Origin of the sequence: Streptomyces sp. ITFR-16 (genome assembly GCF_031844705.1) — a bacterium.
Classification (GTDB): Bacteria; Actinomycetota; Actinomycetes; order Streptomycetales; family Streptomycetaceae; genus Streptomyces.
On sequence record NZ_CP134609.1, the window covers coordinates 250426 to 262774 of the forward strand.

Below are 12349 nucleotides of genomic sequence, written 5' to 3' on the forward strand. Positions count from 1 at the left end.
CTGCCGTCACTGCTCCGGGCGCGCCGAGCGGCGGTAGGTGACGCCGTCCTTGGTGCGGGTCAGCAGGCCGCCGACGACCAGGTAGCGGCGCAGTGCCGCGCAGTCGTCGTGGACGGTGCGCAGGGCCTCGTTGACCTCGTGTTCCGTGTAGGTGCGGTCCGGCCGGAACAGGGTTTCCGTGAGGTGGACGAGGAGCTGTTCGCGGCGGGCCGTCCTGCGGGGGATCGCCGTCAGGCGGCCCCTGGAGAAGAGGGCCTCCACGCCGTGGCTGTTGTTGGGCTGCTGTTGCTTGTCGGGCATGGCGGGAAGCCTGGCAGGCGGCCGGACGGGCGGCAACGGATTTCTTCAGTAGCCGGTGGGGCGGACCAGGCCCGTCTCGTAGGCGAACACCGCTGCCCGGGTTCGGTCGCGCAGGCCGAGTTTGACCAGGATGCGGCCCACATGGGTCTTCACCGTCTGTTCGGCGACGACGAGCCGGCCCGCTATCTCGGCGTTGGACATGCCCTGGGCGATGAGGGACAGGACCTCGGTCTCGCGTTCCGTGAGGACGCCCGCCCGGCCGCGTTCGGGGGTGCGGGTGACGCGGGAGAACTCGGCGATGCCGTTTGGTGATGCTCGGCGCGAGCAGGGCGTCGCCGGCCGCCACCACCCTTACGGCCTGACGGACGCGGGCCCCGCCGCGCCGGTCAGGGGTACGGCGACCGCGGTGGCGACGAGGGCGGCGAGCAGGGTGCGGCGCAGACGGCTGGTGCGCGGGCGGGCTGCCATGGAGGTCCTTCCGTACCGGAGGTGCTCGGTGTCTTCCGGACGGAAGTTGCGCAGCGTGATCCGTGGTCGGCGTCCCCCCGGGGAGCACACCTGACGTGTAGCCCGCAGGTACTACGGGCAGGGCCGGTGGACGACATTCCGGGCGGCCCGAGTTGACGCGCGGCCGTGCGCCGGGTTTTCTGCTGCGATGACCGACCTTCGCATCGTGCGCGTGGACGACACCGCCGACGACAGCGCGCTCGTCAACTGGCGGCACGTCCACAACACGATCATCCCCACGGCCGTGCTCTCGCACGCGGAGACAGCGGAGCGCGCCCGCCGCAACCGGCTGGCCGTCGCCTGTCTCGACGAGGTCACGGTGGGCTGCTCGACCGTCCGCCCGCCCGCCCCGGGCAGCTCGGTGGCCACCGTGATCGCACGGGTGCTGCCGGAGTACCGGGGACGGGGGTTCGGTGAGCAGGTGTACGCGCGGGCGCTCGCCGAGGCACGGGAGCTGGGCGCCGAGGTGATCGAGACCTGCGTCCTGGAGACCAACCCCGAGGGGCTGCGGTTCGCGCGGGCCCGGGGGTTCACGGAGACCGAGCGGTATGTACTGCCGGGCGACACCGTGGCGTTCATCGATCTCCGGCTGGCCTGACCCCGGCACGGCCGGGTCGCGGCGCTCCGCGACGGACGCGGAGCGCCCGGTGTCAGGCCTGGAGGGCGGCCAGTTCGCGCACGGTCGCCATGTCGCTGAACGGGAGCAGCTGTTCGCCGACAATCTGGTACGGCTCGCTGCCCTTGCCCGCGACCAGCACGATGTCGTCGGGTCCCGCCGCCGAGAGGGCGAACGCGATCGCGGCCCGGCGGTCCGCGTGGCGTTCGAACCGGGTGCCCGTGGACCGGAGGCCCGGCACGATCTGGTCCATGATCGCCTCGGGGTCCTCGTTCCTGGGGTTGTCCGAGGTCAGGACGCACAGGTCGGAGCGGTTCCCGGCGATCTCGCCCATGCGGGCCCGCTTGGTGACGTCCCGGTCTCCCCCGCACCCGAAGACCGTGATGACCCGGCCCGGCGAGAAGTCCCGCACGGCGCTGAGCACCTTGTCCAGGGAGTCCGGCGAGTGGGCGTAGTCCACGATCACCGCTGTGCCGCGCGGGGTCTCGAAGCGTTCGAGCCGCCCGGGGACCGGGGGCATCCGGTCGAGTGCGGCCACCAGTCCCGCGAGGTCGTGGCCGAGGCGGTGGCAGGCCGCCACGGACGCCAGGGCGTTGGAGACCGAGAACCGCCCGGGAACCGGGATCGCCGCCGGGTACTTGCTGCCCTCGTGGTGCAGGGTGAACCGGGTGCCGAAGGCGTTCATGCTGAGGTCCGTGGCGCGGTAGTCGGCCTCCGCCTCGATGCCGTACGTGGAGACCATGCCCGGCATCGTCGGTGCGATGGCGGCCCCGACCGGGTCGTCCGCGTTGACGACGGCGCTCCGGCACAGCCCCTGGAAGAGGCGGAGCTTGGCGTCGCGGTAGTTCTCCATGGTGCCGTGGTCGTCCAGGTGGTCCTGGGTGAGGTTGGTGAAGATGCCCACGTCGAGGAAGGCGCGGTCGATGCGGTGGTGCAGCAGCCCCATCGACGTGGCCTCCAGGACCACGGTGGTGACCTCATGGTCGCGCATGTGGCCCAGGAGGTACTGGAAGTCCGGTGACTCCGGGGTGCTCAGCGCCGAGCGGGGCATGGGGATCAGTTCGTCGCCGATCCGGCTGCCCGCCGTGCCGATCACCCCGACACTCGCGCCCTCGGTGATCCGCAGCAGGGACTCCACCATGTACGAGACCGAGGTCTTCCCGTTGGTGCCGGTGACGGCCACCATGTCCATGGCCCGGCCGGGCTCTCCGTAGTAGCGGGAGGTCACGATCCCCGCCGCCTTGCGGGTGTCCGCCACCCGCACCACGCACGCACCCGTGGCCGCCGCGTGCACGGCCGCCAGCAGCTCCGGGGCCCCGGTGTCCACGAGCACGGCGACCGCTCCCCGGGCCAGCGCAGGGCCGACGGCCTCGGGCCCGCCCTCGCGGTGCCCCGGTACCGCGATGTACAGCGAGCCCGGTGACACGCGGTGCGCGTCGAAGCACGCCCCGGCGGTGATCGGGGTCTCCGGGTCGCCGAGGAGCACCTCGTGATCGTGGCCGGCCAGCAACTCCCTCAGATTCATGCGGAGGTCCTCTCGAAAATGCGGCTCGGCCCGTCGGCCGCCGCCGTGGGGTTGCCGACGGCGCGCCGCGGGAGCTGCGCAGGGTGCGGGGTGCCGCGTGATGTGCGGCGAAGGGGGTGGTACGCGCTCCGGAGGCGGAGCGGGAGAGAACGTGCCGGGACACCGGGAGCCGTCCCGGCGCGGCGGGGCGCGGGGCTCCGGTCAGCCGTGACCGTGCAGCGCGCGACAGCGCACCCGGGGAGCGGTGGGGCACAGCGGGTGGGACGCCTGACGCAGGCGCTTCCTCACCGCAGATGTGTAACCCATGAGTGGAGTGTACGTCCCGTGGGCCGCCGGGAATCACGGCCGGCGTGGCACGACCCGGGCGGACGGCCCCGGCCGCACGGCGGGGGCCCGCCGCGCGGGAGCGGTGTGCTCCCGCGCGACGGGCCCCGGGGACCGGTCGGTGAGGGTCAGGCCGTGTGGAGCGTGAGCCCGTACCGGTTCAGGATCTCGTTGATCGGCTGGTGCCAGGTCTCGCCGCCGGAGCTGCAGTTGCCCCAGCCGCCGGAGGTGACGCCCTGCGCCTGGTCGCCGCTGATGAAGGAGCCGCCCGAGTCACCGGGTTCGGCGCAGACGCTGGTCTTGGTCATCTCGTGGACCGCGCCCTGGCTGTAGTTCACCGTCTCGTTGGTGGCGAGGACGTTGCCGCAGTGCCAGTGCGAGGTGGAGCCGGAACGGCAGATCGAGGCACCGATCGGGGCCACAGCGGAGCCGCGGACGAGCTGGTCGGAGACGGTGCCCCAGCCGATGACGACGGGGACGGTCCACCAGCCGTTGCCCACGCTGACCCACGCGTAGTCGTTGTCGGGGAAGGACGAGCCCTGGAAGTTGCCGATGCCGGAGCCGTCCCAGCCGCTGACGGACGCGCCGGCCTGGCCGCAGTGGCCGGCGGTGACGAAGCCGCCGTACACCGAGAAGCCTATGGAGCAGCGCACGTTGCCCGTGTAGTACGGGTCGCCGCCGACGGTTCCGGCGGCGAAGGTGCGCGGCGCCTCGGCGGTCTCCTGGACGGTCACGGGGCCGGCGCTCTCGGCCCGCTCGATGAACTTCTGGACATCGTTGTCAGACCGCTTGGACGAGACGACGTCGACGACGACCTTGTTGACCCGGGGGTCGACATGCCAGCTGCTCACACCGGCGGGGGCGTCGAGCTTGTCGAGCTTCGCCTTGACCGCGTCGAGCCGGCGCTCGGTGTGGGTCACCAGGCGCACCGCGGCGCCCGTCGCCCGCACGGCCGCGGCCTGCGTGTCGCTGGTGACGGCGACGGTGAGACCGCCCGTCGACGCGTCGAACCAGGAGCCGCCGTACGCGGCGCCGGCGGCACGCTGCGCCTTCGGCTGGAGGGCAGTGGCCGTCTTCTCGGCGGAGAGACGGGCCTTGGCCTGGCCTGCCGTCAGGCCCAGGTCCTTCTGCATGGCGGCCAGCAGACCGGTGGAGGCCGGCTGTGCGTCGGCGGCGGGGGCGGTGGTGTCGGCGGCGGAGGCGGAGGGGAATCCCGCGCCCGCCCAGGCGCCGACGAGGAGCACGGCGGAGAGGGCGGTCCGTAAAGCGGTGATGCGTCTCAAGGCAGGGCCCTTCTGTTGTTCCGGCTACGTGGGGGAGGAACAGCAGGCATCCGAGACGTCTCGTCTGAGAGCGCTCTCAGAATGTGCCGTTCCGGACTGTAGCCCAGAGTCGTTTGCAGGTCCATGCCAATGACAGCTCTCCGTACGGACCTCCGGATGAGTAGCCGTACTCATCCGGAGGGGCCGGACCCGTCCTACCGTCACACCGGACGGACAAGCCTGCGGGCACAAGGGGGCGGACATGGGCGGATCGACGAGGGCGCGCAGATGGAGAGCCGTGGCGACCGGGGCGCTGGTGGGCTCGGTCGCGCTGGTCCTCGGCGGCTGCGGGGTGGTCACCACGAAGGAGGACCGGCGGTTCGCCGTGAAGCTCGCCGACGAGCACTACCCGGGCGTCCTCAGGGTGATCGGGGCGCACACCCTCTTCCCGCAGGCGAGCGGCTCGGAGATCACCTTCGCGGTGACCGACGACCCCGACGCCGTCGTCCGGATCCGGGTGGACGCGAAGGCGGGCACCTGCAACACCCACGCGTGCGGGGGTGTGCTCGACGAGGCGGTCGAGCGCGGCCGGCGCGACGCGGACCTGCTGCGCGTCCTGGTCGGCACGTTCGAGCGCTGCGGCCACGAGGTGATCGGGGTCGAGCCGTCCACCGGCGCCCCCTGGATCGTGGCCGAGCCGACCGACGCCACCGTGGCCCCGGTGCTCAAGGACATCGGTGCGTGCGTCCGGCAGTGGGTGGAGGCCCGGGAGGCGAAGGACCCGTCCGCGAAGAAGGAGGGGGCGTCGGTGAACCTCGTCTCCCGCGCCGTCGCGGAGAAGCGCCCGACCGGCAAGGCGTCGCAGCCGACAGCGATGCGCCTGAGCGCGACACCGCTGCTGGCGGCCCTGCACGCGCACCCGTACTTCGCCGCGAGCTACGCGGTGGTGGACGGGCGTATCGACACCACGGGCAGCGCCCGGATCGTCAGACCGTTCACGGAGCAGCAGAAGTTCGCCAGGACCGTGCAGAGCGGTGTGAAGGAGCGGCTCCGGACCACTCACCCCCGGGTGCAGATCAGCGACTTCGACTGGGTGTGGCAGCTGGAGCCGGGCACCGTCGACCGGTTCACCGGCTATGTCCTGTACTGCGAGGAGCCGGACGGCGAGAAGACGTGCCTGGGCGACCGGGCCGTCGTGGTGACGACGGACGGGGACGGCCGTCCGATCGGTGAGCTGCGGCCGGTCGGCAAGGTGCGCGAGGGCCGGGGCCCGCTCCGGCTGCCCCCGCTGTGAGGCCGCCGCTCCCGCACGCCTGCGGTCAGGGCCGCTCGGGAGCGTAGGTGTACGGGCGCCACAGCGCGCGGACCGACGCGCTGTCCTCCCAGACGCCGGGCTCCGCGGCCGGGTCCGGCGCGCCCCAGATCCGGACCGGTCGGCCGGAGTCGTCGCCGAGCGGCTCCCATCCCGGATCGCCGGTGGCCGCGAAGCGGGACCAGGCCCTCGTCATCCGCTCCGCCAGGTGCCGGTCCTCCGGCGTCGGAGGCCCGCCGATGAGGAAGTGGACGCTCTCCTCGTCCACGTTCCCGAAGGCGAACGGGATGTCCGCGCAGTGCCAGGCGTACACCGCGGGACCCGGTCCGCAACGCTGACGGGCGAAGCGTGAGAGGAACGCAACCCCGCCTGCCCGCGCGTGCGCGGCGGCGAGCCGGTTGCTGTACTCGCCGAACATCAGGTCTCCGTACACCGCCAGGTGGATGTCACGCACGTCCGCGCCCGGCAGGAGGGCCCGGTACCCCTCGGTCAGCGTGTCCGGGAGACCGAAGTCCGCCGCGAACCGGGCGAGTTGCTCGTCCGTGTTGACCTCGGCACAGCTGCCGACGGCGGCCGGCAGGAGGTATTCCTGGGTGGTGTGGCAGACGAGCAGGTCGATGTCCGGGGCGGCCCCGGCCCCGACGAGGTCCAGGGGCTCACCGCGCAGCACCTGTCCGTCGACGACCGGCCCGTACAGGACGGGGTCCCAGTGGAGGTGCCCGGATCCGGGGTCCTTCCGGTAGCGGTCGGTCACGGCGTCGGAGGCGCGCACCAGGCTCTGCGGCGACGCGGCGGCCAGCCCGGCGCGGGTCGCGGGGACACCGGCCTCGGCGGCGACCTGCTCCATGAGGCGCGCGGCGAGTGCCGGTGCGAAGCAGGGACCGACCGCACTGTGGGCCACCGCGCGCCGGAACAGCCCCCGGGCGCCGTCCATCGTCATCAGGCAGGCCACGGAGGTCGCGCCCGAGGACTGTCCGGCCACGGTGACCTGGTCCGGGGCCCCGCCGAACGCGGCGATGTTGTCGCGGACCCACTCCAGCGCGGCGACCTGGTCGAGCAGCCCCCGGTTGGGCGGGCAGTCGGGCCCGGCGCCGGCCGGGACGTGGCCGAAGCCCTCGAAGCCGAGGCGGTAGTTGAGGGTGACCACGACCAGACCGGTGCGGGCCAGGGCCGTACCGTCGAAGTCCGGCTGCGCGCCGGACCCGAAGGTGTAGGCACCGCCGTGGATCCAGACCAGCACCGGCAGGGGGCCGGTCGCGGAGGCCGGGGTCCAGACGTTGAGGCGGAGGATGTCCTCGTCGCCGGGTGACCAGCTGGGTGCGCCCGGGAGTTCGGCCGACTGGGGCGCCACCGGGCAGTGGTCCACACAGCCGAGGGTGCCGGCCCAGGGCGTGCGGGGGTGTGGCGCCGCGAACCGGCGGGCACCGAAGGGCGGTTCGGCATAGGGGATGCCGAGGACGGCGACCACACCGTCGTGCGGATCGCGTCCCCGTACCCGCCCGCACGCCGTGTCGAAGACAGTCATCCCCAGCCCCTTTGTTCACCCTCGCCCCGCCCGCCCCGGCCGGGTGCGGTGATCATGGTGACAGAGCGTCCGGCATCGGACGACTCCTTTAGGCGCCCGGCCCGGCACCGAGCCCACCGGGGGCATTCGAGCCACCGGGCCGCAGGGACCGGCGGGAAACTATGCTCGCTGCCGGACGTGCGGACGCGCGCGTCGAGCTGCGGGCGCCCGCCCGCTCCCGCCCAGGAGCCCCGCCATGACATCCTCCGCCGACGACGCCACGTGGGACGGACTGTGGCACCGTTCGCCGTACGTTCCGCACAGCCCCCTGAGCGAGCGGACCCGCCGGCCCGACGACCTGCCGCGTACCCTGCTGCCGTCCCCGCCCGGCCTGCGCCGGCCGGTCGTCTTCGACCCCGCGCTCAAGCAGTACGCGGACGCCTACCGCGCCGGGGAGCCCCGCTTCGACGACCCCGGGGCCGCCCGCGCCTGGCACCGCGCCCGGCGCACGGCCCTGGACACCGTCCTCGCGGCCGTCGCCGCCGGGCCGTGGGCGGACCATCTGGTGCTGCGGGGAAGCGTGTTGATGGCCACCTGGTTCGGGGAGTCGGCGCGCGACCCGGGCGATCTGGACTTCGTCGTGGTCCCGCAGGACTGGGCGATGGACTCCCCGCGCACGGAGTCGCTCTTCGAGACCGTCGCCCGGGACGCGCGGACCGCCGCCTGCGGGCCCGTCCGGATCGACGCGGCCGGCCTGGTGACCGAGGACATCTGGACGTACGAACGTGTGCCGGGCCGCCGCATGGTGCTGCCGTGGACAGCCCCCGGGATCCCGGGCGGCACCGTCCAGGTCGATGTGGTGTTCAACGAGGCACTGCCGCAACCGCCGGTCCGCACGCGGCTGCGCCCCCTCGGCGACGGCCCAGGCTGCCGGGTCCTGGCCGCCTCCCCCGGCCTGTCGCTGGCCTGGAAACTGCTCTGGCTGGTCAGCGACGCCTATCCGCAGGGCAAGGACCTGTACGACGCGGTGCTGCTGGCCGAGCACACCCCGCCCCGCTACGACACGGTGCGCGCCGCCTTCGCTCTCGCGGGCGCCGACGGGCTGCGGCCCGCCGGGCGCTGGTGGATCGAGACCCTGGGCGTGGAGACGGGCTGGGAGCACTTCGTCGCCGACTACCCCTGGGTGACCGACACCGCGGCCGGACTCACCCGGCGTCTGGGCCGGGCGCTGGAGCCGATGCTCGCCGAGGCGGAGCCGCCCGGCGAGACTCCGTACGACCGCTGGGCGCGCTGGCTTGCTCCGCTGGTGGCGGTCACACGGGAGAGGGCTCCCGCCGATCCCGCGTCCGTCCTGGGACACCTCGCGGGCGGCGGTTTCGAGGGGCTCGCGGCGGCCGTGGTGGTCGTGCGGGAGGTCTGCGGGCCCGAGCGGGTGAGCGAGCGGGACGCGCTCGCCGCCGTACTGGCCCGGGAGGACAACTGGCGTTACTGGCGGGAGAATCCCCAGTACTGCCGCCGGGCACTGGAGCTGCTGCGCTGATCCGCCGGTCAGCCCGCCTGGCCGATGGCGCTGCGGAGCATGGCCACGGTGGTCGCCGCCGCGGCCCGTTCCGCGTCGTCGCCGGTGGCGCGCACCCGTTCATCCAGCAGCACCACGGCCGCCTGGAGCACACCGACCCGTACCGGAACGCTCTGCATGGCCGTCAGCACGGCGGCCGCCTGTTCGGCGGGCGTGGCGGTCGCGGCCTGCGGAATGAGGGTGGAGATACCGCGCCCGAGCGCACGGTCACGAGGCGGCTGAGCCGCGGCTGTGGTCACCGCAGAATTCTGCCGCACCCGGTACCCGGAATCGGTCAGCGACCTGCCCGCCCCGGCCCCGAACCGTCCTCCGTGCGGTCGTGCACCCGCTTCAACAGGGCCGTCAGCTGCTTGCGTTCACGGGCGTTCAGCGGGGCCAGGACGGTGTCCTGCACATCGAGCGCCTCGGCCTGGAGGCCGTCGAGCAGCGTCCGGCCGGCCGGGGTGACGGTGACCGTGACCCGCCGCCGGTCGCCGGTGTCGCGCTCCCGCTCCACCAGTCCCGCCGCGCCGAGTTCGTCCACGATCTTCACGATGTCGCTGCGGTCGATCGAGAGCCGCGCCGCGAGTTCGCGCTGCACATGGGGGCCGAAATCGGCCAGGGCGGCCAGCACCGCCATGTGGCGCAGCCGCAGCCCGCGCTCGGCCAGCCGCTCCGCGAGCCGGCTGCGGGCCGTCTTCCCGGTCTTCGACATGAGGTAGGTCGTGAGTCCCAGGAGGCTGGGCGGGGTCTCGTTCATCACGTATATCGTAGGGCCCCACCCATCATGGGTGCGCACCCACCAATGCGGCTCAGACCGCTGTGGCGCCCAGGTCGAACACGAGGCGGCCGGACACCTTGCCCGCCAGCACCTCGTCGATCGACGTGTTGATGTCGGCCAGGTCCCGGCTCTCGCGGACCACTCGGGTACGGCCGAGGCGGTGCAGCCGGAACACCTCGGCGAGGTCCTCGCGGGTGCCGACGATCGATCCGACGACCTTCGTGCCGTTCAGGACCGTGTCGAAGACCGGGAGTTCCAGTTTCCCCTCCGCCGGGAGCGCCACCAGGACCAGGGTGCCACCCCGGCGCAGCGCCCCGTAGGCGGCGCCGAAGGACTCGTTGCTCACCGCGAGCGAGATCGCCGCGTCGGCGCCGCCGATGCGGTGGGTCTCCGCGGCCACGTCCTGGACGCGGGCGTCGATGACATGGTCGGCGCCCAGCTCCCGGGCGAGGGCAAGTTTCTCGTCGGTGACATCGACGGCGACGGTCTCGGCGCCGAAGATCCGGGCGTACTGGAGGGCGAGGTGTCCGAGGCCGCCGATGCCGGAGACGAGGGCGCGGGTGCCGGGCCGCGCCCCGGAGAGCTTCACGGCCTTGTACGTGGTGACCCCGGCGCATGTCAGGGGCGCGGCGTCCAGCGGGTCGATGCCCTCGGGCACGGGCACGACGTAGGTGCCGTGGGCGAGGGCGTACTCGGCGTGGCTGCCGTCGACCGAGTAGCCGCTGTTGCGCTGCTCCAGGCAGAGCGTCTCCCAGCCGGAGACGCAGTGGTCGCAGTGCCCGCACGCCTCGCCGAGCCAGGGGATGGCGACCCGGTCCCCCACCGCGAGATGGGTGACCCGGTCACCGGCGGCCTCCACGATGCCGATGCCCTCGTGCCCGGGGACGAACGGCGGGCTCGGCTTGACCGGCCAGTCGCCCCGGGCGGCGTGGATGTCGGTGTGGCACAGCCCGGAGGCCTCCATCCGCACGAGGACCTGGTGCCCCGCCGGGACGGGAACCGGGCGGTCCTCGACGACCAGGGGCTCGGTGAAGCTCCGGACAACGGCGGCTCTCATGGGTGCTCCTCCGGTCGACGCGTCGCGCCGGGCGGGCCGTCGTGGTCGGCACGGCCCCGGCGCGCAAGCCTCGAAACAGAGTATTTCGGATGGCCGGTTCTCGCTCCTTGTCCCTCGGGAGCCCGGGGCGTCAGCCCTTGGCCCAGGTGCGCATGGCGGCGCGCGAGGAGAAGTTGGCGACGTCCTTGTCGAACGGCTGGTCGGTGTACTGGTGGATGCGCCAGGACGCCTTGATGCGGGGCTTTCCGGCCGTGACGTAGTCGGCGATCCAGAGCCCGTCGCCGGCGTACGAGGTCGTGTCGTGATTCAGCCAGAAGTAGCGGTTGCAGTAGAGCAGGACCCGGTGGTGCGGCCGGCGTTTCTTGACCTCCCGGATGAAACGGTCCTTCTCGGCATTGCTGGCCCGGGTGCCCTCGCCGTTCTGCTCCCAGTCGACGGCGAGCAGTTCGCCTGCCTTCTCGGGCGCCTTGCTCAGGAAGTATTCCGCCTGTGCCGAGATATTCCCGGGCCACAGGAAGTGATAGAAGCCGACCACGCATTCGGCGTCCCGCGCGCGTTTCGTCTGCTCGGCCAGGCGTGGATTGACATAGGAACGGCCCTCGGTGGCCTTGATGAGGACGAAATCGAGTCCGTCCGTGTCGAAGGAGGACTGATAGGCGCTGACGTCGACACCGTGCAGCATGGGCACCGCCTTACAAGTGGTCCACGTGATTCCGCTTTCTTCCCTGTTACGTGCCCCCGGTGGACGGGTCCCATCCGCCGAGCCGGAGGTGAATCCTTTTTGCGGTCACCCGGAATAGGGCGCGGCGGCCCCTGGTTGGTGATCCGGCGAGACCCGTTTCACGTATCGCTCGCACCACCGGAAGGTCGGATCCATGAAGATCGGCATCATCGGCGCAGGGAACATCGGCGGCAACCTCACCCGGCGGCTCACCGCACTGGGCCACGAGGTCTCCGTCGCCAATTCACGCGGTCCCCAGACGCTCGCCGCGCTGGTCGAGGAGACCGGGGCCACCGCGGTGACCGCGGCCGAGGCGGCGAAGGGCGCCCAGGTCGTGGTCGTCACCGTGCCGCTGAAGGCGGTGCCGGATCTGCCCGCCGGCCTCCTCGACGGCGCCGCCGAGGGTGTCGCCGTCATCGACACCGGCAACTACTACCCGCAGCAGCGCGACGGCCGCATCGCCGCGATCGAGGAGGGGCTGACGGAGAGCCGCTGGACGGAGAGCCAGATCGGTCACCCCGTCGTCAAGGCCTTCAACGGGACGTACGCGCAGGACATCCTCGACAAGGGCCGGCCGCAGGGCACCGCGGGCCGGCAGGCGCTGCCGGTCGCGGGTGACGACGCGGCCGCCAAGCAGACCGTCCGTGACCTGATCGACGAGCTGGGCTTCGACACCGTGGACGCCGGCGGCATCGACGAGTCGTGGCGCCAGCAGCCGGGAACTCCCGTGTACGGCAACCAGGGTGACGTCGCCGCGATCGAGAAGGCGCTGGCAGCCGCGTCCCCCGAGCGCACCGCGGAGTGGCGGGCCTGAGAACACGGCGTGCGGCTCGCGGGCACTGCCCGCGAGCCGCACGCCGCCACCGTCCTGACCCCGCCTGC

11 protein-coding genes and 2 pseudogenes are annotated in these 12349 nt (G+C 72.7%); 4 read left to right on the forward strand and 9 right to left on the reverse strand.

What is annotated here, in order from left to right:
• Positions 1-6 precede the first annotated feature (6 nt).
• Positions 7-300: a DUF2087 domain-containing protein gene (locus tag RLT58_RS01185; RefSeq protein ID WP_311308459.1), complete on the reverse strand. Its 294-nt coding sequence runs from the start codon at positions 298-300 to the stop codon at positions 7-9.
• Positions 301-345: 45 nt separating this feature from the next.
• A pseudogene (locus tag RLT58_RS01190) lies at positions 346-670 on the reverse strand (response regulator transcription factor); the annotation flags it as partial.
• A 285-nt stretch (positions 671-955) separates the two neighbouring features.
• Here RLT58_RS01190 and RLT58_RS01195 point away from each other — a divergent pair.
• Complete coding sequence (locus RLT58_RS01195) at positions 956-1405, forward strand: GNAT family N-acetyltransferase (protein ID WP_311308460.1); 450 nt, start codon at positions 956-958, stop codon at positions 1403-1405.
• A 52-nt stretch (positions 1406-1457) separates the two neighbouring features.
• On the opposite strand, the gene RLT58_RS01200 is transcribed toward RLT58_RS01195, so the two are convergent.
• Both RLT58_RS01200 and RLT58_RS01205 read right to left on the reverse strand, forming a co-directional pair.
• Positions 1458-2948: a UDP-N-acetylmuramoyl-L-alanyl-D-glutamate--2,6-diaminopimelate ligase gene (locus RLT58_RS01200; protein WP_311308461.1), complete on the reverse strand. Its 1491-nt coding sequence runs from the start codon at positions 2946-2948 to the stop codon at positions 1458-1460.
• Between the two features lie 452 nt (positions 2949-3400).
• The gene (locus tag RLT58_RS01205; RefSeq protein WP_311308462.1) at positions 3401-4555 is read right to left on the reverse strand and encodes a S1 family peptidase; all 1155 of its coding nucleotides are present in this window, start codon (positions 4553-4555) and stop codon (positions 3401-3403) included.
• A 241-nt stretch (positions 4556-4796) separates the two neighbouring features.
• On the opposite strand from RLT58_RS01205, the gene RLT58_RS01210 reads away from it, so the two are divergent.
• Positions 4797-5828: an SCO7460 family lipoprotein gene (locus RLT58_RS01210; RefSeq protein WP_311308463.1), complete on the forward strand. Its 1032-nt coding sequence runs from the start codon at positions 4797-4799 to the stop codon at positions 5826-5828.
• A 25-nt stretch (positions 5829-5853) separates the two neighbouring features.
• On the opposite strand, the gene RLT58_RS01215 is transcribed toward RLT58_RS01210, so the two are convergent.
• A complete protein-coding gene (locus RLT58_RS01215; protein WP_311308464.1) occupies positions 5854-7371 on the reverse strand; it encodes a carboxylesterase/lipase family protein in 1518 nt (505 codons plus the stop codon).
• Between the two features lie 235 nt (positions 7372-7606).
• Here RLT58_RS01215 and RLT58_RS01220 point away from each other — a divergent pair, with 235 nt between their 5' ends.
• Positions 7607-8890, forward strand: a complete 1284-nt coding sequence (locus RLT58_RS01220) for a nucleotidyl transferase AbiEii/AbiGii toxin family protein (protein WP_311308465.1) — start codon at positions 7607-7609, stop codon at positions 8888-8890.
• Between the two features lie 8 nt (positions 8891-8898).
• On the opposite strand, the gene RLT58_RS01225 is transcribed toward RLT58_RS01220, so the two are convergent.
• The 4 genes from RLT58_RS01225 to RLT58_RS01240 all read right to left on the reverse strand — a co-directional run bounded on the left by RLT58_RS01225 (position 8899) and on the right by RLT58_RS01240 (position 11428).
• Positions 8899-9168, reverse strand: a complete 270-nt coding sequence (locus RLT58_RS01225) for a hypothetical protein (RefSeq protein WP_311308466.1) — start codon at positions 9166-9168, stop codon at positions 8899-8901.
• Positions 9169-9203: 35 nt separating this feature from the next.
• Positions 9204-9668, reverse strand: a complete 465-nt coding sequence (locus RLT58_RS01230) for a MarR family winged helix-turn-helix transcriptional regulator (protein WP_311308467.1) — start codon at positions 9666-9668, stop codon at positions 9204-9206.
• Between the two features lie 52 nt (positions 9669-9720).
• Entirely contained in the window at positions 9721-10746 is a 1026-nt protein-coding gene (gene adhP, locus RLT58_RS01235; protein WP_311308468.1) for an alcohol dehydrogenase AdhP, read from the reverse strand.
• 130 nt (positions 10747-10876) lie between these two features.
• Entirely contained in the window at positions 10877-11428 is a 552-nt protein-coding gene (locus RLT58_RS01240; RefSeq protein WP_311308469.1) for a glycoside hydrolase family 25 protein, read from the reverse strand.
• A gap of 184 nt (positions 11429-11612) precedes the next feature.
• Here RLT58_RS01240 and RLT58_RS01245 point away from each other — a divergent pair.
• Positions 11613-12281, forward strand: a pseudogene (locus RLT58_RS01245) (NADPH-dependent F420 reductase); the annotation flags it as partial.
• Positions 12282-12349 lie beyond the last annotated feature (68 nt).